Here is a 26,231-nt window from a genome sequence, read left to right on the forward strand (position 1 = left end):
GCTCGCATTGTTCGATCGAGTTTAGCGGGTCATGAGAAGCTTGAACCAGCGCGCCAACGATCCCCAATTTAGAACCATTGTATTTGTTAATGACGCTTTGCTTCTTTTTACTCTCTCACGGCCCGTCTATTCTTTCGGTACGCGAATACTTGATCCGCTTTCTTGGACTCGCATTTCAAATACACAGACTGGAGCGAACGAATTCACCTTGATCCTGACGATGTGATAAAGCAGCGACAACTCCGGTCCGAGTCAGATGCAGATCTCGCACCGGACCCTTCACTTCATCCGGTCTGGATGGTTGCTGACGACATCGACGAGGCGCAACGCACGCGGCTGGAGCAGCACCTTCCTTCGAAGAGCGCTCTGCGCGGCTCTCTCGGATCGTTCCAATCTGCACCGTTCAAATCAAAAGCGATCCTGCGGATGACGCCGGACCTCGGACTGATGTCTTGTTTCGAACCTGCGGCACGCTCAGTCATGCCGCAAAGCGAACCCCGCAGAATTGTCGTGATCCGGCCGTCAGACGGAATCCTCGTTGCCGAGCAACAGGACCGGCGAAAGACATGCTTCCAGCGCGAAGCGATTATTCTCGACGCGACCGAGGAAACGACATTCATCGCAACCGGCGTGAGCCGCTTCGACTGCTTTATTTTATCGGAAGAAGCCGACCCGCAGGGTATCGTGAACATCAACAGGATGGAGCGCATCAACCAGGATAACGGAGCATTGATCGTCCTTGGTCACTATGCAGCGGCGCTTATGCGAGGGCTGCTGCCGATGGATTCAGCTGCTCTCGCATCGCTCGCTAAAGACTACATGCGTAGTCTTGTGTCAGCGATGATTGATATCGCGAGGCTCACACCAGATCTCCCACGAAACGGGCTTAACAGGACACAACCCAGTCTGATCGCCATCAAAGCGGATATCGAGGTACGACTCGCCGAAAAAGATCTGTCGCTGACCAGCTTCGCTACAGCACGTGGCGTCACGGTCAGGCATCTTCAGAAGCTGTTTGAAGCGGAGGGCCGGACGTTCTCAGATTATGTACTTGAACGCCGTCTTGAGCGAGCGCGCCAACTCCTGCTCAACTCCGTTGCCGCTCCGCGGACGATCAGCACCATCGCCTTTGATCTGGGTTTCGGTGACCTGTCGTACTTCAATCGCACCTTCAAGAAGCGGTTCGGAATAACACCTCGGGAAACCCGGGCGCGAAGCATCGCCCTGGTCAACGCAAGCGGCACCGCAGACTAACTGAGACCTGCGGCGCCCAAGCATCGAACTATGGCTCGATCCATCAAACCTGAAGTGTATCGCCACCCTTGAGATGAAGGATTTCACGGGCTTCGTCAGGCGAGGCGACTTCGAGTCCGAGCCCTTCGATGATCTTGCGAGCGAGACGAACCTGCTCGGCGTTAGATTCCGCCATACGGCCCGGCGCAGCCCATAGTGAATCCTCTAGTCCGACGCGGATGTTGCCCCCCATCGCCGCTGCCATCGCGGCGATCGGCAACTGGTTACGTCCCGCACCCAGCACCGACCAAACGTACTGGTCACCGAACAACCGGTCAGCGGTTCGCTTCATGTGAAGTACGTCTTCCGGATGCGCCCCTGTACCGCCCTGCAATCCGAACACGGTCTGCACGAACAGCGGAGCCTTCACCAATCCCTGATCGAGGAAATACTTCAGGTTATAGAGGTGCGCGGTGTCGTAGCACTCGAACTCGAAGCGCGTCCCGCTTCCCGACAGCTTGCTCAGCACATACTCGATATCCTGGAACGTATTGCGAAAAACGATGTCCTTGTTCTCGACGTGCTTGCGCTCCCACTCATGTTCAAAGGTCTTGAAGCGGTTGAGCATGCCGAAGAATGCGAAGTTCATCGAACCCATGTTCAGCGACGCGACCTCCGGCTTGTAGAATTCCGCCGGCCGGACCCGCTCATCGACCGTCATGGTCGGCGAGCCGCCCGTCGTTAGATTGACCACGGCATTGGAGCGCTGCTTGATGACCTTGAGAAACGGCGCGAATGCTTCCGGGCTTTGATCAGGCTGACCGGTTTTAGGATTGCGCGCGTGAAGATGGACGATGGCCGCACCCGCCTCAGCCGCACCGATGGCGGCGTCGGCGATTTCCTGCGGCGTCACCGGCAGCGCCTTTGACATCGAAGGCGTGTGAATTGCGCCGGTCACGGCGCAGGTGATGATGACTTTTCGGCTCATCTTCTTGTCTCTTTCTTCTGCAGGTTCGTTGATGAAATCAGTCGGTCTGTTTGGCCTTGTGCGCGACCAGGGCCGCGAGCCGTTCATTACGGCTGGCTGTCAACTTTGCAACACGATCCGTCGTCGGTTGATGCGGCCACGCCGCAATAACGCGATCGACGTTCGGGCTGGTGTAGACCTCGGGTCCGGCTGCTTCCGCTGCCAACTCCTTATAGAAGCCTGTATAGCGCGCGCAATAATCCGGGATACCGCCGGGCGCGTTCAGCTCGATGGTTTCGAACGGACCGAGAAACGACCACCGCAATCCAAGGCCATCCTTGACGGTGTGGTCTAGATCCTCTGCCGACATATAACCCTCGCCCACCAGCCGAAAGGCCTCAGCCAGAAGCGCGCCTTGCAACCGGTTAAGAACGAAGCCGTTGATCTCCTTGTTAACGGTGACCGGTACTTGTCCAATGGCGCGGTAGATCTCGCGCGCACGCGACACGGTCTCAGGCGATGTCCACAGCGCACCGCAAAGCTCAACCAGCGGCACAAGATGCGGCGGGTTGACAGGATGGCCAACGAGGCATCTGGCACGGCCCCTCAGACTTTCCGTAAAGCGCGAGGCGACAATCGCCGACGTCGACGATGCCAGCAAAGCATCCGGGGCAGCAAGGCGATCAAGCTCTGCAAATAGCGCGATTTTTTTCTCGATCTTCTCGGGACCGTTTTCCTGGACGAACTCCGCGTCCTTCAGCGCATCGGCAAGATCCGACGCCACCGAAATCCGTGCCATCGCGCCTTCGGGATCGTCGGCAAGGCCGTGGCGGTTCAGCGCCCTCAGTTCCTCGTGGATCAAGCCGGGTGCCGCGCTCAGCGTCGGCGCGTGTGAATCGGTGAGCCGTACGTTCCAGCCGGCGCGAGCGAAGATCGCCGCCCAAGCTCGCCCAATCAGGCCAACTCCGACGATCGCGACGTTTCTTTTGCTATTGGGCATACTTGTTCTTTCATCTCTACAGCCACAGTACCTTGCGTCGCAGATCGAGATCGTCGCGCAACGCCTTCGATGGACCTTCGTGGATGATGCGCCCTCGTTCCAGCGCTACGGTCGTATCCGACAGAGCCAGCGCAAGATCAAGATGATGATCGACGATGATAATCGCGACTTCCTTGCGCAAGCGATCGAACGCCTCGAACAATTGCTCGACGACGGCGGGTGCAAGACCTTCGAATGGCTCATCAAGCAGCAACACTCTCACGTCACCCGACAGCGCACGCGCCACGGCAACCATCTGCTGCTCGCCGCCGGATAGATAGTCCGCCGGACTGTCCAGCCGCTCGCGAATACGCGGGAAATACTCGTAGACCCGTTCGCGAGTCCAGTGCACGCCGTTGCCGGTTTGCCGCTTTAGTCCGCCGAGCTCGAGATTGTGCTCCACGCTCATACCGGCGAACAGCCCACGCCCCTGCGGCACATAACCGATGCCGAGACGCGCACACTCTGCGGACGCACGCCCGACCAGTTCAGCATCGCTCAGACGGATCGAGCCCTTCGAGGCTGGCGCGATACCGACCAGCGTTTTCAGCAAAGTCGATTTACCTGCTCCGTTGCGGCCAAGCAGTGCGATGATCTCATTGTTATGCAACGTGAAGTTCACGCCGTTGAGAATGTGGCTCTTGCCGTAGAACGTATCAACGCCATCGACAGTGAGCAAAGCGCTGGCCTTCGCTGAAGTTTCACGCGGCTTCGCAGCGACGGCTGCTGCGCCAGACCCGATATAAATTTCCTGCACCTTCTTGCTATTGCGCGCATCCTCGACGCTTCCGTCGAGCAGCACGCACCCTTCATTCATCACGGTCACATGATCGGCAAGAGCAAAGACCCGGTCGATGTCGTGCTCAACCAGCAGTACAGGCAGATCCGACGAGATACGCTTGATGATTGCGCCGATACGCTCGCGCTCGGCAGCGGCAAGCCCCGCGAGCGGTTCATCGAGCAGCAGCACGCGAGGTGCGGTGGCCAGCGCGACGCCCATATCGAGCAATCGCTGACCACCGTATGACAGCGCACCTGCTTCGGCCTTCTCGATTCCAGCGAGGCCGAGATAGCGTATGACCTCGTCGGTTTCGCGATTGATGGCGTCGATCGACAACGCATTGGTGAATGGATCAAACCGGCGTGGATGCCTCGCCTGCACCGCGAGACGGACGTTCTCGCCGACACTTAATTCCGGAAAGAGATTCGTGATCTGAAACGAGCGACCAATGCCCGCTTCGGCAATCTCTTCGGGCGTATGGCCGGCGATAGGCTTACCCATCAAGGTCGCTTCGCCTTCATCCGGCGGGAACATGCCGGACAGAAGATTGAACGCCGTGGTCTTGCCAGCGCCATTCGGGCCAATCAACGCATGCAGCGTCCGGTCAGCGACAGAGATATTGATTCCTTGCACCGCCTTGATGCCGCCGAAGCTCTTCACCATGTCGCGGGCTGCCAGCACAGGACCTTCCACGATGCCTTTTGGTTGCAGGAACTCCGGCAGCGGCAGCGCCTCGATCTTGCGCGCCGACATCGCAGCGTCCTCGGTCACTTTCTTGCGGAACGGCGCAAGGAGTTTCTCGCCCACGCCAATCAGGCCCGTGGGTGAGAAAACGATGAAACCGACGAACACCAAGCCAAGCCAGAGCAGCCAGTTTTCGGTGTAGATGCCAAGAAATTCGCGAAACAGAATAAAGAACAGTGCACCCAGCGCGGGGCCGAGGAAGCTGCGCATGCCGCCTATCACGACCATCGCCAGCAACTCGCCGGAGAAAGCAACCGAAATCGGATCGGCCGATGTCATCCGGTTCTTGTACAGCAGCAGGATGCCGGCCAGTCCGGTCAGCGCCGCGGACAACGTGAACGCTGCCAGCTTGTAGCGGTTGGTCGGGTAGCCGAGAAAGCGCGCGCGCTGTTCGTTTTCGCGGATCGCTACCAGCACCGTACCAACGGTCGAATTATGAAAGCGCCACAGCAGCACAAGCACCGCGAAGGCGATCGCCGCGACGAACCAATAATAGGCGGTCGATGAATCCAGATCGAGGCCGAAGATCGCGGGCCGCACGATGCCGCCGAGGCCATTCTCGCCGCCGGTCACGTCGGTCCAGCGGAACGCCACCGAATACAGCATCGCCGCCAGCGCCAACGTCAGCAGCGAGAAATATACCCCACGTCGCCGCAGGATGAGAAATCCGAACGGCACCGCGACCACGACGATAATGAGAATGGCCCCGATCGCCGGACCGAAGAACGATCCAGGCATTACATCGCGCTGAAGCAGGCCCGCCGCGTAGGCCGCCAGCCCGAACCATGCGCCATGGCCGAACGACACCAGCCCAGTGTGTCCGACCAGAATGTTCAGCCCCATGCACGCGATGCCGAACACCACGACTTCCGTCGCCGACGTCATCGTCAGGCCGAGCGCGATCAGCACCGGCGGCAGCACAAGAAGACCGATGGCCGCGATGACCAATTGAACAGGAATGCGCCGGAACATGACGGATGACCTCACTCGAAGCGGGTGATGCGTTCGCCGAACAGGCCGCGCGGCCTGAACACAAGCACCAGAAGCATGAGGAGGTAGATCGCGGCTGTGGACGCCGCAGAGTAGCCGATGCCGACCATCACGCCTTTCACCAGTCCGACCAACAATGCCGCGACAACGACGCCCCAGAAAGATCCGAGTCCGCCGATCACCACCACGACGAAGGCCGGCGTGATGATTTCGTTGCCCATCGCCGGATGCACGGCGTAGATCGGCGCGAGCAGCACGCCAGCAAGCCCTGCAAGGCCGATCCCCAGCGCCGCGACGGCGGACATATAGGGCTGCAGTGAGATACCGAGCGCGCCCACCATGTCCGGGTTCTGCACGCCCGCGCGCACCACCCGACCGAACGCGGTCAGCCGCAGCAGCACCCACAGCCCGACGACGCAGGCGGTGGCGATGCCGAGCAACACGACGCGGTAGAACGAATAGATGAAGGTGCCGACCACGACCTGCCCGCGCAACTCCTGCGGAATCGAATAGGACAGCGGCGGCGCGCCGAAGATCATGCGCAGCGCCTGCTCCGCTACCATCGCAAGCCCGAATGTCAGCAGCAGCGAAAGAATGGGATCGGAGCGGTAGAATCGCCGGAACAGCAGCCGCTCAATCACCACGCCAAGCAGCGCCACCGCCACCGGCGACAGCACCAGCGCGCCGCCGAATCCGAGATAAGGCGAGATCACTAGCGTCAGATAGGCGCCAATCGCGAAGAATGCGCCGTGCGCAAGATTGACGATGCCGCCGAGCGAGAAGATCAACGAGAGACCGAGCGCGATCAGCAGATAGTAAACGCCGTCGAGCAGTCCGTTGAGAATCTGCTGCGCGAGCAATATGCCGGACATTGTCGTCGCCCCGCGATCAATGGGTCACGCGCCACACGTGTGCCGAAAGAAAAGGAAGAGGAAAGCGCGATCCCCCGAATGCCCCGGAGGATCGCATCAAATCGGAGTTACGACGGGAACGTACAACTGTTCTCTTCTTTAGTAGCCGCAATAATTTCGAGATCTTCGTTCGGGCCGGGTACGGGACCGCTCGACGAAAAGATATCCCACTGGTTCTTGACCTGAGCCGCCGGCAGCGCCTTCACCGCATACATCTCGTGCATCAACTGATGATCCGAGGCGCGGAAATAACCCGGTCGCGTCTTCAGCAAATCGAACTTCGCGCCCTTCTCAAAATGCGCGATGATCTTCGGCGATTCCGCCGACTTCAGCTCGTTGATGGCCTGCGCCACGATCTTGGTGGCGACGTAGTCGCCCCACGCCTGATTTTCCGGCGGCTTGTTGTACTTCTTGGTGAAGGCTCCGACGAAAGCCTTGGAACCGGGCGTATCGATGAGGTGATGCCAGACCACAGGCCATGTACCGACGAAATTGCCTTTACCTGCCGCCCACGCCAGCGCGGTGTCGAAACCGAAGCCGCCGACCGGATAGGTCAGGCCGAACTCGGCATACTGCTTGAGGAAGTTGGTGATCTGGTTTCCCGCAAGATTGATCACGACGAGGTCGGGCTTGGAATCGCGGATCTTGAGCAGATAGGCCGAGAAGTCCGTGGCGTCAGTCGGCACCAGATCGTCGCCGGCGAACTGGCCGCCATTGCCTTCCATGAACCGCTTGGCGACGCGCAGCAGATCGTGGCCGAAGGCATAGTCCGCCGTCAGCGAGTACCACTTCTTGCCCTTGACCAAGCCTTCCTGAAGGAACGACCGGCCGACAGTCTTCACATACATCGAGTTCTGCGACTCGACGTGGAACATGTAGCGCTGGCAGTCCTTGCCACGCAGCGCGTCGGAGTTTCCGCCGGTGTTGATGAACAGCGTCTTGTTGCGCGATGCCACCTGCGCGATGGTGAGGCACGATGCCGAGGAAATCTCGCCGATGATGCAGGCGACCTTGTCCCGCTCAATCATGCGCTCGGCCTTGGTGGAGGCGGTCTGCGGATTGACCGAGTCTTCTTTCAGTAGCTCGACCTTGCGGCCCATCATGCCGCCCGCCGCGTTGATTTCCTCGACCGCGAGATCGGCCGCCATCACGGCGTATTCGCCGAGCGGGCCGAGAAACCCGGTGCGCGGCGTCAGGTGACCGATGCGAATGACATCGGCGGATTGCGCCCGCAGGATCGACGGCGCAGAAATTCCAGACACCAGCGCGAGGCCGCCGGCGGTCTTCAGCAACGTACGTCGCGTGAATTTGTCCTTGGTCGACATAAGCCATCCTCCCTGTGACGGCCGCGTTTCGCGGCGCTTATTCCGGCTGGGCGTTGCGCGTTTGTAGGGGCGCTTATATCGCTTGCCGTGATCTGTGATCACACTTAGACTGACAAAGGAAACCAGCGTTGTCGAGTCCCTTGTTTCGCTTTTTGTATATCCCGCAGGATCAACGGCCATGAACCGCCCCGCCGCGCTTGATCTGGTTGAGCCGCTAGATCGACAGACCTTGGGCGGACGTGCCTATGCGCAACTTTCAGATTTGCTGATTTCCGGCCGGATGGCGCCGGGCGAGAAAATCTCGCTTCGTCAGGCGGCTGAGGTGCTCGGTGTCTCTATTATGCCGGTGCGCGAAGCCGTCTCCCGGCTGGTCGCAGACGGCGCGCTCGAAGTCACCCCCAACCGTGCGGTCCGCGTGCGATTGATGACTGCGGCACAGTTTCGCGATCTGACGCAGGCACGCATTGCAATCGAAGGCCACGTGGCGGCTCTCGCCGCCGGAAATCGTAACGACGACGACCTCAAGGCGATCGCACGCGCGGAGGCTGCAATGCGCTCTGAGAGCCGCGCCGCCAAGCCGAACCTACCCCGCGCGGTCGAACTCAATAAATCGTTTCACTTCGCGGTGTATGAGGCGGCGCACTCGGCCACCCTGGTGGACATCATCCGCGCGCTTTGGCTCAAAGCCGGGCCGGTCATCAATCTCGACCTGCGCGCCAATCCCGAGCGGCTGGCGAAGGGCGATGCGGTACGCTTCCACGCCAGGGTGCTCGCTGCCATCAAGGCAGGCGACGAAGCCGGTGCGCGCGAGGGAGTTGCTGCCGACATCAGCAACGCGGCGGAAGTCATTCTGTCGCGTGGCGGTCTTGCTGAATAATAGTTGTTATCGTCTGGAGATGGCATGAACCTCGACATCAAGGGATTGCGCGTGCTGGTGACGGCGGGCGCTAACGGGATTGGCCTCGCCATCGCGCGAGCCTTTGCAGGAGAAGGCGCAAAGGTTCACATCTGCGACGTGGACACTGAGGCGCTCGCAGCGCTGAAAGCAAGCGATCCGTCGCTGACGCAAACCGTGTGTGACGTTGCAGATCGGGACTCGGTGAAGGCGCTGTTCGCGGAAACCACAAACGCCCTCAGCGGCCTCGATGTGCTGGTCAACAATGCCGGCGTTGCCGGACCGACTGCGAAGGTGGACGAGATGAATCCCGAAGACTGGGATCGCTGCCTTCAGATCTGTCTGACCGGACAGTTCAATTGCGCCCGACTGGCGGTGCCATTTCTGCGTGAAAGCAAAAACGCATCCATCGTCAATATTTCTTCTGCGGCCGGGCGCCTCGGCTTTGCCATGCGGACGCCCTATGCGGCAGCCAAATGGGGCGTGATCGGATTTTCGAAATCGCTATCCATCGAACTGGGCCCGGACAACATCCGCGTCAATGCAATCCTGCCCGGCCTTGTCGCCGGCGACAGGCAGCGGCGCGTGCTGGAAGCAAAGGCGCAGCAACGCGGCATCTCCTTCGCCGAAATGGAGAAAACTGCCTTCTCCTACACATCGATCAAGGACTATGTCACGCCACAGCAGATTGCCGACCAGGTCGTCTTCATGTGCAGCCCGAAGGGCCGGACCATTTCCGGCCAGGCAATCTCGATCTGCGGCGACACGCAAATGCTCGGCTAAGGCGTCAGCTCTTAGACGGATTACTTCAGTCTCCCGCCGGCGTACCTGAGTTCGTCGATGCAAGAAAACGCTGCAACGATTGCCGCTGCTGCTCGATGGAGCTTTGCCTGTCCCGCATCTCCGGAGGTGCAGTCCAGCCCGGCTCAATCCCCGTCATGTCCGGCAATTCATGCGCAATGCCCTTGTGGCAATCAATGCAAGTCCGCTCCCCCGAAACCAGGTATCGCGCATGGATCTCAGCGGCTCGTCGAGTCTGCTTGGTGAAATCCATGGCGATGGTAGAATGACAATTCCGGCATTCGAGTGAGTCGTTAGCCTTGAGCCGCGCCCATTCATGCTTGGCGAGTTCGAGGCGCATGTCGAGAAACTTCTGCCGGGTCGAGATCGTACCAAATATCTTGCCCCAGACCTCCTTTGAGGCCTGCATCTTGCGCGCGATTTTGTCGGTCCAGTCGTGGGGCACGTGACAGTCAGGACATGTCGCGCGGACCCCGGATCTGTTCGTGAAATGGATGGTCCGCTGAAGCTCCTGATACACGTTGTCGTGCATTTCATGACAGGACGTACAGAATTTTTCCGTGTTGGTGATTTCAAGCGCGGTGTTGAACGCTCCCCAAAACATTACCCCGCACAGGAAGCCGCCAAGCGTCAGGAAGCCAAGGCTGAAGTAGGTGCTCGGACGGCTCGCGATCCTCCAGAACCACAGCAGCAGAGCTTTCAATCTCGCCATGTCGCTCTCACTGCTTGGGGTCGCGGACCAGAAGCATGTCCTGAAATGTATTCTGCACAAGCGGCGCGGCGTCGGTCTGCTGGACATGACAGGCTGTGCAGAAATATCGCCGCGGAGTCACATCGGCGATGACCTGGCCGTCACGATCCATGAAATGTGTGACGCTGATCATCGGCGCGCCGGAGGCTTCAGTGTACTGGCGCCGATGACAGTCGAGGCAACGATTCGTCCGCAACGTGAGCTGATAGTTGTCGATCGAGTGCGGGATCACCGGCGGCTGTTCCGGATAATTGCGCATCACGCGCCTGTCGTCAGTGATCGGGCGCGCAATGGGCGGGATCGGTGCCTCATTCATGGGAGAGGCGTTACCGGTGACACGCGGCACGATCCTCGGCGCGTTCTGCGCATAGATCGCGCCCGCCAACAGAATCAACGATCCACTGAGAACGGCGCCCAACAGGCAGCGGCCCAGCCCACTCAAATCGGGGTGATCTTGACCGCGCATTTTTTGAAATCCGTTTGTTTCGAAATCGGATCGGTAGCGTCGAGCGTCGCCTTGTTGATGAGCTGGCTTGCGTCGAACCACGGTACGAACACCACGCCACGCGGCATGCGATTGCGCCCGCGCGTATCGACGCGCGTTCTGATTTCACCACGACGGGATGCCAGCTTGACCTCAGCCCCTTGATTGATGCCTCGCTCGCGCGCGTCCTCGGCATGCATGAAGCAGAGCGCACCCGGAAACGCCTTGTACAACTCTGGCACGCGCATCGTCATCGAGCCGGAGTGCCAATGCTCCAGCACGCGGCCGGTGACGAGCCAGATGTCGAACTCCTTGTCCGGCGATTCCGCCGGCGGCTCGTAAGGCACCGCGATGATCCGTGCCTTTCCGTCGGGATGGCCGTAGAACTCGATGCCCTTGCCGGGCTTGACGTAAGGATCGAGACCTTCGCGATAGCGCCAGCGGGTTTCCTTGCCGTTGACCACCGGCCATCGCAATCCGCGCACCTCATGATAGGTGTCAAACGACGCGAGGTCATGGCCGTGTCCCCGCCCGAACGATGCGTATTCCTCGAACATGCCTTTCTGCACATAGAACCCGAATGCCTTCGATTCATGGTTCTCATACTCGGCCGGAATTTCAGTCGCCGCAAAACGATCTACATTGCCGTTGCGGAACAACACGTCGAACAGCGTCTTGCCTCGATAGTTCGGATTAGCTTGCAGGATATCCTGCGGCCAAACTTCGTCGGTGGTGAACCGCTTGGAAAACTCCATCATCTGCCAGAGGTCCGAGCGTGCCTCACCGGGCGCCTTCACCAACTGACGCCAAAAATGCGTTCGGCGTTCAGCATTGCCGTAGGCCCCTTCTTTCTCCACCCACATCGCGGCCGGCAGGATAACGTCAGCTGCCATTGCGGTGACGGTGGGATAGGCATCAGACACCACGATGAAATTATCGGGATTGCGATAGCCGGGATAAGTCTCCTGCGTGTTGTTCGGCGCAGCCTGCAGGTTGTTGTTGACCTGGATCCAGTAGAAATTGAGTTTGCCGTCGCGCAGCATCCGGTCCTGCTCGACAGCGTGATACCCCGGCTTTTCGGGGATCAGGCCATGCGGCACGCGCCATAGTTCCTCAGCATGCTTGCGGTGCTCCGGGTTGGTCACCACCATGTCCGCCGGCAGGCGATGCGCGAAGGTGCCGACCTCGCGCGCCGTGCCGCAAGCCGACGGCTGGCCGGTCAGCGAGAACGGCGAATTGCCGGGCTCGGAGATTTTTCCAGTCAGCAGGTGGATGTTGTAGACAAGCTGGTTGGCCCATACGCCGCGCACATGCTGGTTAAATCCCATGGTCCACAGCGACATCACCTTGCGCGACGGATCGGCATAGAGTTCGGCGAGCTCCTGAAGGAAGCCGCGTTCCACGCCGGTGAGCTCCGAGACTTTCTCCAGCGTGTAGTCTTTCACGAATTTCGCATAGGCATCGAAATCTATCGGCTCCGTCGCGGCGGGATTAGCCGCGCCCTTGGCCTTCTGCTCGGGCGGAGTGTCCTGCCGAAGTCCGTAGCCGATATCGGTTGCGCCCTTCACGAACGCCGTGTGTTTCTTGACGAAATCTTGGTTCACCCGGCCGGTCGTGATGATGTGGTTGGCGATGTAGTTGAGAATGGCGAGATCGGTTCCCGGCTTGAACACGATCGGAATGTCGGCAAGGTCCGAACTGCGATGAGTGAAGGTGGAGAGCACCGCGACCTTGACGTGAGGATGACTCAACCGCCGGTCGGTCAGACGCGTCCACAGGATCGGATGCATCTCGGCCATGTTCGAACCCCACAGCACGAATGCGTCGGCAGCCTCGAAATCATCATAGCACCCCATCGGTTCATCCGCGCCGAATGTGCGCATGAAAGCGTAAGCCGCCGAAGCCATGCAGTGGCGCGCGTTGGGATCGAGATTGTTGGAGCGAAATCCCGCCCGCATCAGCTTGGTTGCCGCGTACCCCTCCCAGACAGTCCACTGCCCCGAACCGAACATACCGAGCGCGGTGGGGCCTTTCTCCTTGAGAACCTTCTTGGCGCGAGCAGCCATGGTATCGAAAGCCTCGTCCCAGCTCACCGGCTCGAACTCACCATTCTTGTCGTAGACACCGTTCCTCTTGCGCATCAGCGGCGTCGTCAGGCGGTCGCCGCCATACATGATCTTCGACAGGAAGTAGCCCTTGATACAGTTCAGGCCGCGGTTGACTTCCGCCAGCGTGTCGCCATGGGTTGCGACCACCTTGCCGCCCTTGACGCCGACCATGACGCCACATCCGGTGCCACAGAAGCGGCACGGCGCCTTGGACCACTTGATCTCCAGCGATCCGATCCCCTCGGCGACCGGCTGCGCCACTGCCGGAACGGTGATGTTCGCAGCAGCAGCGGCAATGGCGGCAGCTTGGGCCTTGAGCATGTCGCGACGCGAAAGACTCATGGTTCCTCTCCATGCCCAGGAGTTTCGTCGATCTGCTCGAACACCATGTTGGCGGACAGCACGCCTTCCCATCCCGATATCTCGGCAAGCCGCGCGCCAAGCGCCCCGCTGTCTGGCCCTTCGAGCACTATGACGATCTTCGACGAATTCCGGTGATGGACTTCGACCTCGGGGAGCACCGACAACAGCTTCTCGACATTCGCAAGATGCTTCGGCAGCACCGAGATCACAGCGCTCGAAATGTGCACGACCGGCGTCTGCAGCCGCCCTGACAGAAACGTTCGCCGCGAAAGTCCGGACTCATTCATGGCCGTTCCTCAGTGCGGCGGGCCCGGAGGGCCCAACACCAATTGCGACATCCAAACGAGAAAACCAAAACCGCCGACAACGCCGACGGCGACAACGGGCCAGATCAAAGCTGCGATGATAAAGAATACGATGAATTCGTCGCGCCGGGTGCTCGGAGGCGCCGAGTGATCTCTGGCTTCGGACTCGTTTGAAACGGTGTCCATGATCGCACCTTTTGCAAGGGCATCCAAAGTCAATCCAGACTACCCGAGACGCATGAGACCAGCAAGATAAAACGGCCCGCGCCTACGTTGAAAAGAAGTGTCGTGAAACCGCACTGTGTCCGTGTGCTGATCGATAGGTTAACGAAACCAATCAACTCAGCGGTTCATCCGTCTCCTGATGAAGGATGCGCTCCGCCGCGCCGTCAAGATCTTCGTACTGCCCGCTCCCAAGCGACCACATGAATGTCACGAGAGCCGTGAGCCCGAGTCCGATCGCGATTGGTATGAGATAATAGTAGTCCGTCATTCGGCTGCCTCGACGAAGCGAGCGATCTGTACGGTTTCCTTCTTTAACGATGTTCCTCCCGCGAGTCCGGAAAGGCGGAGCGCATTCAGAACAACAAGGATCGAAGAGCCCGACATCGCAACAGCAGCAACCAGAGGCGTCACGTAACCCGCCACGGCCACCGGCACCGCAATGACATTGTATGCGACCGCCAGCATCAGATTCTCATGTACGAGTCGCTTCGCCCGTCGCGCAATCCGCACGGCCAGCGGAACCGCGATCAAGCTCTCCTTAAGAAAGACGACGTCGGCGGCCTGCCGTCCGACATCAGCGGCAGACGACGGCGCGATGGAAGCATGAGCCGCGGCAAGAGCCGGAGCATCGTTCAAGCCGTCTCCGACCATCAATACTTTGTGGCCTGCGGCGCGCAGCTTGATGATCCTCGCCACCTTGTCGCTCGGCATCAACTCCGCTGTCGCTTGGATTCCAAGGAGTCCGCCGAGCCGCTGGACCCGCGCCTCATTGTCTCCCGAGACGATTTCCACATCCAGTCCTTCACTGGTCAACGCCGCAACAGCTTCTTCCGCACCCTGACGCATCCGGTCGTGAAAATCGAAAGCAGCGATGATGCGGCCTGCCCTGGAGAGGACGACAGACGATTCTTCGGCGGCATTCTGCTGCGAAGCCCAGGACGACCGCCCCAGCTTGATCATGTCAGCGCCGAGGCGCGCCTCCAGCCCCAATCCGGGACGTTCGATGATGCCTTCGAGCAAGGGCGCTCCATCGGAAGAAACCGTCTGCGCGATCGCGCGTGAATACGGATGAGACGAACGAGAGGCGAGCGTCGCCGCGATAGATAGCGCCTGCTGATCGCCGGTGCGGACAACCAGTTGCGGATCTCCTGCCGTGAGCGTCCCCGTCTTGTCGAGCAGGACTGTGTCGATTTCAGCAAGCTTCTCCAGCGCACCGCCGTCCTTCACCATCACACCTGCTTCGAACAGACGCCGCGATGCCACGACCTGCACCATCGGCACAGCCAGACCGAGCGCGCAAGGACAAGTGATGATAAGCACAGCGATCGCAATCGTGATCGCGCGATGGAAATCTCCGGTCGCGAACAACCAGCCGACGAAAGCAACAAGCGCCGTGAGGTGCACCACGGGCGCATACATCGCCGCCGCACGGTCCGCGATCCGGCGATATGTCGAGCGGCCCTGCTCCGCAGCCTCCATCAACCGCACCATTTCCGCGAGGAACGAGTTTCTCGCGCTTGCGTTGGCCACGACCGTCAGCGGTCCCGTCAGGTTCAGCGAGCCGGCCCGAAGAACGGAGCCGACTTCCGCCGCCTGCGGCGCACTTTCCCCCGAGATAATGGAAATATCGATATCAGAAGCGCCCTGCTTCACCGTGGCGTCGACCGGAACGCGGTCTCCAGCCGCGACAAGCAGCAACATGCCCGGCCTGACTTCAGCAACAGGGATAAACGTATGACGTCCGTCCTCGCCCGCGAGCCGGGCAACCCTCGCGGCAAGACGCGCCAGCCCCGTGACAGCGCTACGCGCCCGTTCCCGCATCATGTGATCGAGCGTACGGCCGATGAGCAGAAAGAAGAGCAGCGATATCGCAGCATCGAAATAAGCATGTGGCCCGCGAACGATCGTCTCGTACAGGCTAAGGGCGAAAGCCAGCAGGACTCCGATCGAGATCGGAACGTCCATGTTGGTGCGTCCATGCCTGAGGCTTCGCCAGGCCGAGCGGAAGAAGACGCGACCTGAATAAGCTAGCGCCGGAAGAGCAATAAGCGCGGACAGCAGGTGAAAGAGGTCACGGGACTCGGCATCCGCGCCCGACCATATCGATACCGACAACAGCATGATGTTGCTCGACGCGAAACCGCTGACAGCGAGCGCCTTGATCAACTCGGAGAAAACGGGATCGCCCCGCGAGGATTCGACGTCGAACAGATGTGCGTCGAAGCCCGTGCCTTTGAGAGTCTCAATGAAGGCTGGGACCGGTCCATCGCCACGCCAGCGGATGGTCACCCGTTTCGTCGAAAGGTTGACGCGGGCATGCTCCACACCCGGCAGCCTCAACAGTTCACGCTCGATCGTTGCGATGCAGGCACCGCAGTGAACACCGGGAACCGAGAGATCCGTCTGCCGCAATCCGCCGCCAACGTCGCGGCTTGCCAGCCGAACTTCTTCTCCGATGGCATCGGATTGGGCAGCGATCCCCGCGACAGCCAGACCTGTGTCGCAACAACTCATAACGCACTCCTCCTATCAGGCCGGATTCTCCGCGCACATCGTCCGATAGGAATGCCAGGTCGCATGACCGAGCACAGGAAAGACCACGATCATACCCAGCAGCCCCGTCGCAAGACTCAAGACGATAAGAACCAGCATGATCGCAGCCCATGTCAGCATCACCGGCAGATTGTGCCACACCAGCGCCATGCTCCTTCCCATCGCCGTCAAGGCATCGACGCGCTGATCGAGCAGCATCGGCATCGAAAACGCACTGACAGCAAACGCGAAGGCCGAGAACAGGCCTCCCACCGCGCTGCCGATCAGCAGCATCGCGTAGCCGGTCCCGGTCGTCAGCAGCATCGCGACGATGTGATCGAGACCCGGAAACGGACGGACCCCGAAGAACAGCGCATAAATGATAACAGCTGCGCGCATCCACAAAAGCGTCAGCATGACCAGCAACGCGCCGGCAAACAGCACCTGCCCGCCGGATTTCGGCTTGACCAGCATCATGTTGAGAAGACTGACCGGCTGCCCTTCGGAAATCCGCTTGCTCTTCTCATAGAGTCCGATGCCGAGGATTGGCCCCATCACCATGAAGCCGGCGAATGCGGGAAACAGGATGTAATCCCAGCCGAAGACGAACAGCCCAACAGTGGTGGCCACCGATACAAGATAAACCAGCAGGCCGTATCCGAGACTAGCTCCCGGATTGATCTTGAAATCCTTCCAGCCGGCCGACAGCCATTGCAGCGCCGCGGCATTCGTGACATCGCGCTTCCAGGGCTTCTCTCGGGGCAGCGGTGGAACCAGAACAGGAATGGTCGCCATGATCTCGGCCTCAACGTGTTTGCGGATTGCACGACGAGCGCGCGGCTCCGAACTGCGCCCCGTCAGGCGCGGTTTCACCCACGCGCGCATGGGTGACGCATTCCGGTTGCGATATAACCGCCATGTAAACCAGATGCGCGTTTGCCCCGATCACCAGCAGCAATCCGGCGCTGACCGCGAGCCATAGCGCGACCTTCGGCGATCGGAGCGTGATCCGGTTCATCGCGCGGCCCTCGGCAAGTCTGTTAGATAAAGCGCCAGAATCTTGCGGTCGAGAGCGGACAGTCGCTCATCCCAGGTCGGCATCTTTCCCTGCCGCCCGTTCCAGACCGACGAACTGACCGATTGCAGATCGCCACCGTAGATCCAAAAGTGGTCTGTAAGGTCCGGCGCGCCCATCTCGGTCTTTCCTTTACCGTCGTCGCCGTGACAGGCCGCACAGTTCGCCGCGAACACGGCTTTGCCAGCATCGAGTCTCGGCGCGGGTGTATCACGCGCAACTTTCGGATCTGACAGGCTCCGCACGTAGTCGACGACGTCATCGACCTCTCGCTCCTTCAGGACACCATCCCGGCCGAAGGCCATCATCTGCGAGAGGCGGCTGTCTTTGTGCGACGAATTGATCCCGACGCGGATCGTCTCCGCGACTGTCGCCGGATCGCCACCCCACAGCCAAGAAGCGTTCGTCAGGCTTGGATATCCTTTTGAGCCTTGCGCGCTGGAGCCATGACACGCCGCGCAATTTTCACGGTACAGCGTCTGACCTGTCTGCCGGACGATCCGCATCAGCTTGGGATCCTTGCGGATGTCATCATAGCTGTTGGCTTCGATCTGATCGCTCCACACCTTTCGCTCCGCAGCCGCCTCCCGCAGATCGGCTTCGAGGGTGGTGCGCTGGTCGATGCCGAGCAATCCTTTCGTGAAAGTCACCCCGGTCGGCCAAGCCGGCATCAGAATCCAGTATACGACGCTGAACAGCACCGTCGCGATCAGGAAAAGATAGACGGCACGCGGAACGGGCGTGTTGAGTTCCTTGATCCCGCTCCATTCATGACCGGTCGTCAGATACCCGGTGTGTGGATCGCGCTCCTCTACCGCCATGGTTTGTCCTTCAACGGCTTATCCTCGTTGCCGAGGATCGATTGCGCAGCCGCATCGAACTGCTTCCGGTTTGACGGCCAATACGCATAGGCGACAATCACCGCCGACATTGCGATCAGATAGAACAAACCGAAGGATTTGGAGAACCAGACCGTGAAGTCGTGATCGATCGGCATCATTGAGCTCCCGAGGCTGCTGTCTTTTGCGCGGCATCCGTCAGCTTTCCGAGAATCTGCAGATATGCGACAAGCGCATCCATCTCTGTCAGTTCGCCGGGGCGCCCGTCGAAGGCGCGGACATTCGTGGCCTCGCCGTATCGCTTGACCACGCCCTCGGCGCGCGGGGAATCCGGAGCAGCCTGGCCATATGCATCCACGGCGGCGTTGGCGATCATCTCGTCCGTGTACGGAACTCCGACCTTGCGAAGCGCCGCAAGATGTTTGCCGATATCATCATTGCGCAGGGAATTTCGCCCAAGCCATGAGTAGTGGGGCATGACCGACTCCGGCACGACGTCGCGAGGATTGTTGAGATGTGCCACATGCCACTCATCCGAATACTTTCCACCCAGACGCGCGATATCCGGCCCGGTTCGTTTCGAGCCCCACAGCATCGGGTGATCGTATTTGGATTCGACCGCGAGCGAGTATGGTCCGTAACGTTCGACTTCATCACGAAGCGTGCGGATCATCTGGGAGTGACAGGCATAGCAACCCTCCCGGATATAGATGTTGCGTCCTGCGACTTCGAGCGGCGTGTAGACGCGCATATTAGGCGCCTCCTCGACCGTCTGATGGATTGTGAAGAGCGGAGCAATCTCGACGGCACCGCCAATACTTGCGACGCCAATAATCGCAAGTACGAAGCCGATGGTTTTCCTCTCGAGGCGGTAATGCAGACCAAAGAAACTCATGTCATTCTCCTGGCTGCAGAGCGGGAGCAGCCACCGAACGCGGCACCGGGCGATCCTTGGCGCGCTCTTCCTCCGGCTGGTTCGAGGTGCGGATGGTCATCCAGATGTTGTAGCTGCCGATCAGCGCGCCGATCAGAAACATGAGGCCACCGATCGCGCGCGCGATGTAATAGGGATGCATCGCCGTGACTGTTTCAATGAACGAATAGGCAAGTGTGCCGCTGTCGTTGTAGGTCCGCCACATCAATCCCTGGATGATGCCGGAATTCCACATCGCAAAGACGTAGACGAGCGTCCCGCCAAGCGCGAGCCAGAAGTGCGCCTCGACCAGCCGGGACGAATACATCTGTTTCCTGTTCCAGAGCCATGGCACGGAGGCATAGATCGATCCAAACGTGATCATCGCGACCCAGCCCAGCGCGCCCGCATGCACATGCCCCACGGTCCAGTCGGTGTAGTGCGACAACGAGTTCACCGAGCGGATCGCCATGAACGAACCTTCAAACGTGGAAAGCCCGTAGAACACTGCGGCCATCATCATGAAGCGCAGCGTCGCATCGTCGCGCACCTTCTGCCAGGCACCGTTCAGCGTCAGCAGCGCATTCGCCGCTGATGCCCAGGAGGGCACGAGAAGCATGACCGAAAAGGTCATGCCGAGCGTCTGAACCCAATGCGGCAACGCCGTATAATGCAGGTGGTGCGAACCCGCCCACATGTACATAAAGGTGATGCCCCAGAAACTGATAATGGACAGGCGGTAGGAAAAAATCGGCCGTCCGGCGCGGACCGGCATGTAGTAATACATCATGCCTAGAAAGCCGGAGGTCAGGAAGAAAGCCACGGCGTTGTGGCCGTACCACCATTGCGTCATCGCATCCTGGACACCCGAGAAGGCCGAATAACTCTTGGCGTGTCCGAGCGACACCGGCACGGCGAGGTTGTTGACGATGTGCAGGATGGCGACGACCAGGATAAAGGCCATGTAGTACCAGTTGGAGACGTAGATGTGCGGCTCCTTCCGGCGGGCAAGCGTGCGCAGGTAGATCGCGAAGTAGACGATCCACACAACCACCAGCCAGATGTCCGCATACCACTCCGGCTCCGCGTACTCCTTCGACTGCGTGACACCCATGAGGTAGCCCGACGCAGCGATCACGCAGAACAGGTTGTATCCAAGCAGTACAAACCAGGGACTTAGCTGATCTGGCAATCGCGCCCGCGAGGTCCGCTGGAGAACGTAAAGCGAGGTTGCGATCAGGGCGTTGCCGCCGAAGCCGAAAATGACGCCCGACGTGTGAACAGGACGCAATCGCCCGAAGCTCGACCACGCCGCGTCGAAGGTCAGGTTCGGATAGGCAAGCTGCCAGGCGACCCAGTCGCCGACGAACATGCCGACGACGGCCCACACCATCGCCAGTACAATTCCGACCTTGGTGGGATCGTCGTAGTAGCGCTCGAGCCGATCCGGCGAAGGCTCCGGATCGTAATAGCGCGAAATGACGACAAAGATGCCTGCGAGGGCGGCGATCATGACGATGGCTCCATGAACGCCCAATGGATCATCGTGTCCGACGACCGCCATAGCGAGGCCGCCCACTGCCAGAAGCAAAAACAGAACGAGGGCGTTCTGACGCTCGGACTTTGTTAGCTGGGCAATCATCTATCTATCCTGATCGTGAGAAAGCCGAATCGTCATAGCGAAGACGGGATACCGAAAACAAAGCAGCAGCATTTTGCGAAAACGCAAAGAAACAGGCGGCACGATTAGAGAATGCTGACCCATGGTCTCAAACACGGCTGGAAAACACCGGGTTGAGAGCCTCAGAGACGCAAGAAGTGAGGCGTAAGATGAGAGTGTATGCCCGATTGCGACAGCGGAACGAGCGCCTCTCCAAAGGGACTTTGGTGTCGTCGGAATATGAAGCGTCAAGGTTGCAGGTCCCGCCTGAAGCTGATCGACCACCCGATGAAGGTGAAGAGGTGCACCAGCACTGCCAAGGATTAACGGAGATCGGCCCCGATGGAATTTCCCGATCTCTACATCAGGGACCGCGCGGAAAATCGAACTGAGATCGGTCAGTTGAGGGCGCACTCGTTTACGAATCAAGCTTGCGAAGCTCCCGCATATTGGTGAGCTTCACCCGCCGCGCACTCGTCAGCGCGATCGCAGCCTGATCTTCCAGAAGTGTCAGCGTTCGTGACACCGTCTCGATGGTGAGGCCCAGATAATCAGCAATATCCTGCCGCGACATGGGCAAGTCGATCGAGCCAGCACCCGCCGTACGATCGACCATCTCAAGAAGAAAGGACGCGACCCGTTCCTGCGCATTGCGCACCAGCAGCAGCACATGCTTCTGCGCGCGCTGTAACTCACGCGCCGTCAATGCCAAGAGCGCATGCGTGATCTTGATGTCGTCTCGGGCAAGGTCGGATAACGAGCTGCGCTTGATCGCGGAGACAGTCGCGTTGCAGATCGCTTCCGCGGACAACTGATGCGCTGTGCCGATCTCCAGACCGAAGATATCGCCCGGCAAATAGAACGCGCCGATCTGGCGACGCCCGTCGCTCAGGATCTTGTAGGTACGCACCGCACCGCTCACGACCTGATAGAGATACTCGGCGTCCTCACCCTCGCCGAAGATTTCCGAGTTCCGATTATAGAGCATCGGCGCCCCGATCTGTGCGACCGGCAAGACCAGCGGATCAGTGTTTGCGAACTCAGAACTGGCCTGCGAATGACTGGCAATCCCTGCGGCGGCGAACATAGCGACCTTCCCGTTGATGGATGACAGCTACGGCAGCCTCGGACTTTGCGAAATCCGGATATTGCTCTTAAGGATAGTTCCTGAGGTCTCGGGCCAGCAAAAACGGACGACCCGGAAAAGTGATTTTCTGCCGTTGAAACAAATAGTTATGCGCAGCGACAATCTGGAAAGACATCTGTCTAACAAGGCACGTTCGCTGCGCGGCCGCTATGGGATTGCGCTGACGGCGGTCGCCCTGTCCGCCGCTGCATGGTTCGCCCTCAACCTTGTCGTTAAAAGCACGACACTGATTTTTCTCTTCGTACCGGCGATCCTGGTATCGAGCGCCCTGGGTGGTATCCTTCCAGGGTTGCTGGCGACGCTGCTGTCCCTGCTGATCGCCGTGAGTCTTGATCACGTGCTGGCGTCCGGACAACGCGACATCGTCGGCACCGCGATTTTCACGGCGGTCAGCCTAGGCATCTGCTATTGGGGCGACCAGCTCTACCGTAACCGGCGCATGGCCGCACAAGTGACGGAAGAGCTTCTCGCCACGACAGAGGACCTTCGCGCGCGCGAAGCCCATGTCAACTCGATCCTGCAAACAGTGCCTGACGCAATGATCGTGATCAGCGAACGGGGCATTATCCGATCGTTCAGCAGTGCCGCGGAACGGCTGTTCGGCTATTCCGCCGAGGAGGTGATCGGATCGAATGTGAAGCGCCTGATGCCGGAGCCATATCGCGTCCAGCACGACGGCTATCTCGACCGCTATCTGGGGACCGGCGAAAAGCGGATCATCGGTATCGGCCGCATCGTCGTCGCCGAGCGCAAGGATGGCTCGACCTTTCCCATCGAACTTGCTGTCGGCGAAATGAACTCCGGCGGCAGACGCTTCTTCACAGGCTTCATCCGCGATTTAAGCGAACGCCAGCAAACCGAAGCGCGCCTGCAGGAGTTGCAGACCGAACTGATCCACATTTCTCGCCTCAGTGCGATGGGCGAAATGGCCTCCGCACTGGCGCACGAACTCAATCAGCCACTGTCGGCAATCGCCAACTACATGATGGGATCGCGGCGCCTCCTGGAAGGACAGACCGACGAGACCTCTCGCCTGGTACGAGACGCAATGGACAAGGCCGGGGAGCAATCGCTCCGCGCCGGACAAATCATCCGCCGCTTGAGGGATTTCGTCGCACGCGGCGAGAGCGACAAACGAGTCGAAAGTCTGACGAAGCTGATCGAGGAGGCAAGCGCCCTCGCCCTGGTCGGCGTCAAGGAGCATGGTGTGCGGGTGATCTTCCGGCTCGATCCGTCGATCGACCGGGTGATCGCCGATCGGGTCCAGATTCAACAGGTGGTTCTGAATTTGATTCGCAATGCAATCGAGGCGATGGAGGGCCTGCCGCGCCGGGAACTGGTCATTACAAGCGAGCCCGGCGATGACGGCATGGTCACAATCAGCATCGCAGACACCGGATCTGGTTTGGCCCCGGAAATCCTGCCCAAACTGTTTGAACCGTTCATCAGCACCAAGGCAAACGGCATGGGGGTCGGATTGTCGATTTCACGGACGATCATCGAGGCACATGGCGGTACGATCTCGGCACGGCCCAATGAAGGCGGCGGCACGGTGTTTCGCCTGACGCTGCGATCGCTGAAGGATGGAGAAGACGATGCAACATGACGCGACAGTGCACGTTATTGACGACGACCAAGCTGTGCGCGAATCGCTTGCGTTCCTGCTCCAGAGCGTTCGCATTCCGGCCGTGGTTCATGAGTCCGCATCATCGTTCCTCACATCGCTCACGACGGGACAGAACGGATGCATCATCACCGACATTCGCATGCCCGACATCAGCGGAATCGATCTCCTGCGCCGCATCAAGGACCTCAATGTCCCGATGCCCGTGATCGTCATCACCGGGCACGGCGACGTCCCGCTCGCCGTCGAGGCGATGAAGCTGGGCGCGTTCGATTTCCTGGAAAAGCCGTTCGACGATGAGGCGATGATCACCACCGTCCGGCTCGCGCTCAACCGCGCCAAACAAGCCGAGAAGGCGAGCGCGGATCGCGCAGACCTTGGCAAGCGCATCACCTCGCTATCGAGCCGAGAGCGAGACGTGCTCAACGGCCTGATTGCGGGGCATTCCAACAAGGTCATTGCCGCAAATCTCTCGATCAGCCCGCGCACGGTGGAGATATATCGGGCGAACGTCATGACCAAGATGCAGGCGGAGAGCTTGTCCGAACTGGTCCGCATGGCGATCACCGCGGGATTGGCCGGCTCAGACTGATCCCGATCCGGAATTTTGACACAGATCAAGACGACTATCACGCGGATGTGGCGTATGAATTGATCGCCGGACCAAACGCGGCGCAGTTGACCGGTCGCCACATGGGACAGATGGACATCGCCGCTCCGAAGACGATCCTCGTCGTGGACGACGATGCGGCACTGCGCAACTCCCTGGAATTCAGTCTTGGCATCGAGGGTTACGACGTTCGCGCTTACGCCAGCGGATCCGCGTTGCTCGCCGAGGCCGACTTCCCGGAAAGCGGATGCATGATCATCGATCAACGTCTGCCCGACATTCAAGGTCTCAAGCTGATCGACGTCCTCCGTGAACGCGCGATCATGCTACCGGCGATCCTCGTGACGACGCATCCGACAAGCGCACTCCGCCGTCACGCCGCAGAGGCCAACGTGCCGATCGTCGAGAAGCCTTTCCTCACCGAAATGCTGTTTCAGCGGATCAGCGCCGCGTTCAAATAGCCGTATATTAGCGCACCGTCTGCAATCGCGCCGGACGGCGCAATCCTCCAAGACTCTGATCTCCGCCGGGTGAAAGTACAGAAATTACTCGGTAATTTCCATTGAAGGCACCGTGCACAATGGCTCGCCGAGAAGGTGAAAATGAGGGCTGGTATACGATTGTTATGTATACCAACTTGCGCTAGACACTGGCGCCCCTTCCCCGAAGGGTTTTTCCCTGTGACGTTAGGTCTGGCCTCGCCGTGCCTTTGCCCAGGCAGGATTTCTAATGTGGTGGACCTTCCCAGCCTGGCTTCGATCGAGGCGTTAAGGCAAATTTTGGACGAGAGAGCATGGCGCGCAATATTCTGATTCTTGGAGCCTCGTATGGCTCACTGCTGGCAACAAAGCTGCTGATGGCTGGTCACAACGTGACCCTGGTTTGCCGGACGAAGACTGCAGAGCTCATCAACCGCGAGGGTACCGAGGTTCGCATCAAGTTGCGTGATGAGCCGGCGCACCGCTCAATCTTTTCACGCGATCTGCCCGGGAAGCTGGACGCGACCTCGCCCGACAAGGTCGACCTTTCCCGTTATGAGCTGGTTGCTCTTGCCATGCAGGAGCCGCAATACACCAACCACACGATCCGCGTTCTGATGATCAAAATCGCCGCGGCGAACTTGCCTTGTCTTTCGATCATGAACATGCCGCCCCTGCCCTATCTCAAGCGGATTCAGGGACTGGCGGGCATGGACCTCGAAGAGGCCTACACCAATGCGCAGGTATGGGAACGGTTCAAGCCGGGACTGGTGACGCTTTGCTCGCCTGATCCGCAGGCCTTCCGTCCGCCGGAAGAAGCGGCGAATGTCCTGCACGTGGGCCTGCCGACAAACTTCAAGGCCGCGACATTTGAAGATGAAGCTCACAACAAGTTGCTGCGCGAGCTGGAAGCGGACATCGACGCGGTGAGGCTGGACGGCCAGGACGTCCCCGTGAAGCTCAAAGTGTTCGATTCGCTTTTCGTCCCGCTGGCGAAATGGTCGATGCTGCTGACCGGGAATTACCGCTGCATCACGCCGAGCGACCCTCAGCCGATCCGCGATGCGGTGCACGGTGACTTGGCACTCTCAAAGTCGATCTACACGCATGTTGATGCGATCGCCCTGCGTCTGGGCGCTGATCCGCAGGATCAGGTACCTTTCGAGAAATATGCCAAAGCGGCGGAAAGCCTTCTCAAGCCCTCGTCTGCAGCGCGTGCGGTGGCCAGCGGTGCGCCGTTCATTGAGCGGGTCGATCTGCTGGTGAAGTTGATCTCGCATCAGCTGGGCATGCCCAATGCTGAAATCGACCGCACTGTCCAAGTCGTTGATCAAAAACTCAGCGAGAAGATCGTGGTCGGTGGATCGAGCGCATAAACAAGCGGTTGGGCCAATTCAGTTCGACGAACGGCTGGGCTTGGCATCGTCGCA

The 26,231-nt window shown here is 59.6% G+C and carries 26 protein-coding genes; 7 read left to right on the plus strand and 19 right to left on the minus strand.

Annotated elements, in window-relative coordinates:
- The first annotated feature begins 162 nt into the window (after positions 1-162).
- Entirely contained in the window at positions 163-1,254 is a 1,092-nt protein-coding gene (locus tag HNQ36_RS04395) for a helix-turn-helix transcriptional regulator (RefSeq protein WP_246395253.1), read from the plus strand.
- A gap of 43 nt (positions 1,255-1,297) precedes the next feature.
- Here HNQ36_RS04395 and kce read toward each other — a convergent pair whose 3' ends face one another.
- The 5 genes from kce to HNQ36_RS04420 all read right to left on the minus strand — a co-directional run bounded on the left by kce (position 1,298) and on the right by HNQ36_RS04420 (position 7,990).
- On the minus strand, positions 1,298-2,221 hold the full coding sequence (gene kce, locus HNQ36_RS04400) for a 3,5-dioxohexanoate:acetyl-CoA acetone transferase (RefSeq protein WP_046829180.1): 924 nt from the start codon (positions 2,219-2,221) through the stop codon (positions 1,298-1,300).
- Positions 2,222-2,258: 37 nt separating this feature from the next.
- Positions 2,259-3,200 (minus strand): 3-hydroxyacyl-CoA dehydrogenase, encoded by a 942-nt coding sequence (locus tag HNQ36_RS04405; protein ID WP_184082692.1) that lies wholly within the window; start codon positions 3,198-3,200, stop codon positions 2,259-2,261.
- A gap of 16 nt (positions 3,201-3,216) precedes the next feature.
- On the minus strand, positions 3,217-5,736 hold the full coding sequence (locus tag HNQ36_RS04410; protein WP_184082693.1) for a branched-chain amino acid ABC transporter ATP-binding protein/permease: 2,520 nt from the start codon (positions 5,734-5,736) through the stop codon (positions 3,217-3,219).
- An 11-nt stretch (positions 5,737-5,747) separates the two neighbouring features.
- Complete coding sequence (locus HNQ36_RS04415; RefSeq protein WP_184082694.1) at positions 5,748-6,626, minus strand: branched-chain amino acid ABC transporter permease; 879 nt, start codon at positions 6,624-6,626, stop codon at positions 5,748-5,750.
- A gap of 107 nt (positions 6,627-6,733) precedes the next feature.
- The gene (locus tag HNQ36_RS04420) at positions 6,734-7,990 is read right to left on the minus strand and encodes an ABC transporter substrate-binding protein (protein ID WP_046829177.1); all 1,257 of its coding nucleotides are present in this window, start codon (positions 7,988-7,990) and stop codon (positions 6,734-6,736) included.
- A 178-nt stretch (positions 7,991-8,168) separates the two neighbouring features.
- On the opposite strand from HNQ36_RS04420, the gene HNQ36_RS04425 reads away from it, so the two are divergent.
- On the plus strand, positions 8,169-8,867 hold the full coding sequence (locus tag HNQ36_RS04425; RefSeq protein ID WP_184082695.1) for a GntR family transcriptional regulator: 699 nt from the start codon (positions 8,169-8,171) through the stop codon (positions 8,865-8,867).
- Positions 8,868-8,891: 24 nt separating this feature from the next.
- Positions 8,892-9,668 (plus strand): SDR family oxidoreductase, encoded by a 777-nt coding sequence (locus HNQ36_RS04430; RefSeq protein ID WP_184082696.1) that lies wholly within the window; start codon positions 8,892-8,894, stop codon positions 9,666-9,668.
- 25 nt (positions 9,669-9,693) lie between these two features.
- Here HNQ36_RS04430 and HNQ36_RS04435 read toward each other — a convergent pair whose 3' ends face one another.
- The 14 genes from HNQ36_RS04435 to HNQ36_RS04500 all read right to left on the minus strand — a co-directional run bounded on the left by HNQ36_RS04435 (position 9,694) and on the right by HNQ36_RS04500 (position 22,028).
- Entirely contained in the window at positions 9,694-10,398 is a 705-nt protein-coding gene (locus HNQ36_RS04435) for a cytochrome c3 family protein (RefSeq protein ID WP_184082697.1), read from the minus strand.
- Between the two features lie 7 nt (positions 10,399-10,405).
- Positions 10,406-10,903, minus strand: coding sequence for a nitrate reductase cytochrome c-type subunit (locus HNQ36_RS04440; protein WP_184082698.1), 498 nt, complete (start codon positions 10,901-10,903; stop codon positions 10,406-10,408).
- On the minus strand, positions 10,876-13,371 hold the full coding sequence (gene napA / locus HNQ36_RS04445; RefSeq protein WP_184082699.1) for a periplasmic nitrate reductase subunit alpha: 2,496 nt from the start codon (positions 13,369-13,371) through the stop codon (positions 10,876-10,878). Before napA ends, HNQ36_RS04440 begins: the two co-directional genes overlap by 28 nt.
- On the minus strand, positions 13,368-13,679 hold the full coding sequence (locus HNQ36_RS04450; protein ID WP_184082700.1) for a chaperone NapD: 312 nt from the start codon (positions 13,677-13,679) through the stop codon (positions 13,368-13,370). The genes napA and HNQ36_RS04450 overlap by 4 nt, the downstream gene beginning before the upstream one ends.
- Before the next feature lie 9 nt (positions 13,680-13,688).
- Positions 13,689-13,883 carry a nitrate reductase gene (locus HNQ36_RS04455; protein ID WP_184082791.1) on the minus strand — a complete coding sequence of 65 codons (195 nt, stop codon included), beginning with the start codon at positions 13,881-13,883 and terminating at the stop codon, positions 13,689-13,691.
- A 151-nt stretch (positions 13,884-14,034) separates the two neighbouring features.
- Positions 14,035-14,190 (minus strand): cbb3-type cytochrome oxidase assembly protein CcoS, encoded by a 156-nt coding sequence (gene ccoS / locus HNQ36_RS04460; protein ID WP_184082701.1) that lies wholly within the window; start codon positions 14,188-14,190, stop codon positions 14,035-14,037.
- Positions 14,187-16,436, minus strand: coding sequence for a heavy metal translocating P-type ATPase (locus HNQ36_RS04465; RefSeq protein ID WP_184082702.1), 2,250 nt, complete (start codon positions 16,434-16,436; stop codon positions 14,187-14,189). Before HNQ36_RS04465 ends, ccoS begins: the two co-directional genes overlap by 4 nt.
- Before the next feature lie 15 nt (positions 16,437-16,451).
- The gene (locus HNQ36_RS04470; RefSeq protein ID WP_184082703.1) at positions 16,452-17,249 is read right to left on the minus strand and encodes a DUF2189 domain-containing protein; all 798 of its coding nucleotides are present in this window, start codon (positions 17,247-17,249) and stop codon (positions 16,452-16,454) included.
- A gap of 10 nt (positions 17,250-17,259) precedes the next feature.
- Positions 17,260-17,472, minus strand: coding sequence for a hypothetical protein (locus HNQ36_RS04475; protein WP_184082704.1), 213 nt, complete (start codon positions 17,470-17,472; stop codon positions 17,260-17,262).
- Positions 17,469-18,350, minus strand: coding sequence for a cytochrome-c oxidase, cbb3-type subunit III (ccoP, locus tag HNQ36_RS04480; RefSeq protein ID WP_184082705.1), 882 nt, complete (start codon positions 18,348-18,350; stop codon positions 17,469-17,471). The genes HNQ36_RS04475 and ccoP overlap by 4 nt, the downstream gene beginning before the upstream one ends.
- The gene (locus HNQ36_RS04485; protein WP_184082706.1) at positions 18,341-18,526 is read right to left on the minus strand and encodes a cbb3-type cytochrome c oxidase subunit 3; all 186 of its coding nucleotides are present in this window, start codon (positions 18,524-18,526) and stop codon (positions 18,341-18,343) included. The genes ccoP and HNQ36_RS04485 overlap by 10 nt, the downstream gene beginning before the upstream one ends.
- The gene (gene ccoO, locus HNQ36_RS04490) at positions 18,526-19,263 is read right to left on the minus strand and encodes a cytochrome-c oxidase, cbb3-type subunit II (RefSeq protein ID WP_184082707.1); all 738 of its coding nucleotides are present in this window, start codon (positions 19,261-19,263) and stop codon (positions 18,526-18,528) included. Before ccoO ends, HNQ36_RS04485 begins: the two co-directional genes overlap by 1 nt.
- 1 nt (position 19,264) lies before the next feature.
- The gene (gene ccoN / locus HNQ36_RS04495; RefSeq protein WP_184082708.1) at positions 19,265-20,923 is read right to left on the minus strand and encodes a cytochrome-c oxidase, cbb3-type subunit I; all 1,659 of its coding nucleotides are present in this window, start codon (positions 20,921-20,923) and stop codon (positions 19,265-19,267) included.
- 436 nt (positions 20,924-21,359) lie between these two features.
- Positions 21,360-22,028, minus strand: coding sequence for a helix-turn-helix domain-containing protein (locus HNQ36_RS04500; protein ID WP_184082709.1), 669 nt, complete (start codon positions 22,026-22,028; stop codon positions 21,360-21,362).
- 148 nt (positions 22,029-22,176) lie between these two features.
- Between HNQ36_RS04500 and HNQ36_RS04505 the strand changes: the two genes are divergently transcribed.
- The 4 genes from HNQ36_RS04505 (at position 22,177) to HNQ36_RS04520 (ending at position 26,177) form a co-directional block, all read left to right on the plus strand.
- Positions 22,177-23,694 (plus strand): PAS domain S-box protein, encoded by a 1,518-nt coding sequence (locus HNQ36_RS04505; RefSeq protein ID WP_184082710.1) that lies wholly within the window; start codon positions 22,177-22,179, stop codon positions 23,692-23,694.
- Positions 23,684-24,304, plus strand: a complete 621-nt coding sequence (fixJ, locus tag HNQ36_RS04510; protein WP_184082711.1) for a response regulator FixJ — start codon at positions 23,684-23,686, stop codon at positions 24,302-24,304. Before HNQ36_RS04505 ends, fixJ begins: the two co-directional genes overlap by 11 nt.
- 47 nt (positions 24,305-24,351) lie before the next feature.
- Entirely contained in the window at positions 24,352-24,783 is a 432-nt protein-coding gene (locus HNQ36_RS04515; RefSeq protein WP_347339941.1) for a response regulator transcription factor, read from the plus strand.
- A 332-nt stretch (positions 24,784-25,115) separates the two neighbouring features.
- Positions 25,116-26,177 carry a ketopantoate reductase family protein gene (locus HNQ36_RS04520; RefSeq protein WP_184082712.1) on the plus strand — a complete coding sequence of 354 codons (1,062 nt, stop codon included), beginning with the start codon at positions 25,116-25,118 and terminating at the stop codon, positions 26,175-26,177.
- The last annotated feature ends 54 nt before the right edge of the window (positions 26,178-26,231 follow it).

The sequence above is a fragment of the Afipia massiliensis genome (assembly GCF_014203115.1).
GTDB classification, from domain to species: Bacteria; Pseudomonadota; Alphaproteobacteria; order Rhizobiales; family Xanthobacteraceae; genus Afipia; species Afipia massiliensis.

What these genes read in the sequence shown, in the direction of transcription:
- HNQ36_RS04440 (WP_184082698.1), bottom strand. Translation starts at nt 10,903, where the DNA reads ATGCGCGGTCAAGATCACCCCGATTTGAGTGGGCTGGGCCGCTGCCTG.
- HNQ36_RS04465 (WP_184082702.1), bottom strand. Translation starts at nt 16,436, where the DNA reads ATGAGTTGTTGCGACACAGGTCTGGCTGTCGCGGGGATCGCTGCCCAA.
- kce (WP_046829180.1), bottom strand. Translation starts at nt 2,221, where the DNA reads ATGAGCCGAAAAGTCATCATCACCTGCGCCGTGACCGGCGCAATTCAC.
- ccoP (WP_184082705.1), bottom strand. Translation starts at nt 18,350, where the DNA reads ATGGCGGTAGAGGAGCGCGATCCACACACCGGGTATCTGACGACCGGT.
- HNQ36_RS04500 (WP_184082709.1), bottom strand. Translation starts at nt 22,028, where the DNA reads ATGTTCGCCGCCGCAGGGATTGCCAGTCATTCGCAGGCCAGTTCTGAG.
- HNQ36_RS04505 (WP_184082710.1), top strand. Translation starts at nt 22,177, where the DNA reads ATGCGCAGCGACAATCTGGAAAGACATCTGTCTAACAAGGCACGTTCG.
- HNQ36_RS04430 (WP_184082696.1), top strand. Translation starts at nt 8,892, where the DNA reads ATGAACCTCGACATCAAGGGATTGCGCGTGCTGGTGACGGCGGGCGCT.
- HNQ36_RS04425 (WP_184082695.1), top strand. Translation starts at nt 8,169, where the DNA reads ATGAACCGCCCCGCCGCGCTTGATCTGGTTGAGCCGCTAGATCGACAG.
- HNQ36_RS04470 (WP_184082703.1), bottom strand. Translation starts at nt 17,249, where the DNA reads ATGGCGACCATTCCTGTTCTGGTTCCACCGCTGCCCCGAGAGAAGCCC.
- HNQ36_RS04405 (WP_184082692.1), bottom strand. Translation starts at nt 3,200, where the DNA reads ATGCCCAATAGCAAAAGAAACGTCGCGATCGTCGGAGTTGGCCTGATT.
- HNQ36_RS04475 (WP_184082704.1), bottom strand. Translation starts at nt 17,472, where the DNA reads ATGAACCGGATCACGCTCCGATCGCCGAAGGTCGCGCTATGGCTCGCG.
- ccoN (WP_184082708.1), bottom strand. Translation starts at nt 20,923, where the DNA reads ATGATTGCCCAGCTAACAAAGTCCGAGCGTCAGAACGCCCTCGTTCTG.
- HNQ36_RS04520 (WP_184082712.1), top strand. Translation starts at nt 25,116, where the DNA reads ATGGCGCGCAATATTCTGATTCTTGGAGCCTCGTATGGCTCACTGCTG.
- HNQ36_RS04415 (WP_184082694.1), bottom strand. Translation starts at nt 6,626, where the DNA reads ATGTCCGGCATATTGCTCGCGCAGCAGATTCTCAACGGACTGCTCGAC.
- HNQ36_RS04420 (WP_046829177.1), bottom strand. Translation starts at nt 7,990, where the DNA reads ATGTCGACCAAGGACAAATTCACGCGACGTACGTTGCTGAAGACCGCC.
- HNQ36_RS04455 (WP_184082791.1), bottom strand. Translation starts at nt 13,883, where the DNA reads ATGGACACCGTTTCAAACGAGTCCGAAGCCAGAGATCACTCGGCGCCT.
- ccoS (WP_184082701.1), bottom strand. Translation starts at nt 14,190, where the DNA reads ATGACGGACTACTATTATCTCATACCAATCGCGATCGGACTCGGGCTC.
- fixJ (WP_184082711.1), top strand. Translation starts at nt 23,684, where the DNA reads ATGCAACATGACGCGACAGTGCACGTTATTGACGACGACCAAGCTGTG.
- HNQ36_RS04485 (WP_184082706.1), bottom strand. Translation starts at nt 18,526, where the DNA reads ATGCCGATCGATCACGACTTCACGGTCTGGTTCTCCAAATCCTTCGGT.
- napA (WP_184082699.1), bottom strand. Translation starts at nt 13,371, where the DNA reads ATGAGTCTTTCGCGTCGCGACATGCTCAAGGCCCAAGCTGCCGCCATT.
- HNQ36_RS04410 (WP_184082693.1), bottom strand. Translation starts at nt 5,736, where the DNA reads ATGTTCCGGCGCATTCCTGTTCAATTGGTCATCGCGGCCATCGGTCTT.
- HNQ36_RS04435 (WP_184082697.1), bottom strand. Translation starts at nt 10,398, where the DNA reads ATGGCGAGATTGAAAGCTCTGCTGCTGTGGTTCTGGAGGATCGCGAGC.
- ccoO (WP_184082707.1), bottom strand. Translation starts at nt 19,263, where the DNA reads ATGAGTTTCTTTGGTCTGCATTACCGCCTCGAGAGGAAAACCATCGGC.
- HNQ36_RS04450 (WP_184082700.1), bottom strand. Translation starts at nt 13,679, where the DNA reads ATGAATGAGTCCGGACTTTCGCGGCGAACGTTTCTGTCAGGGCGGCTG.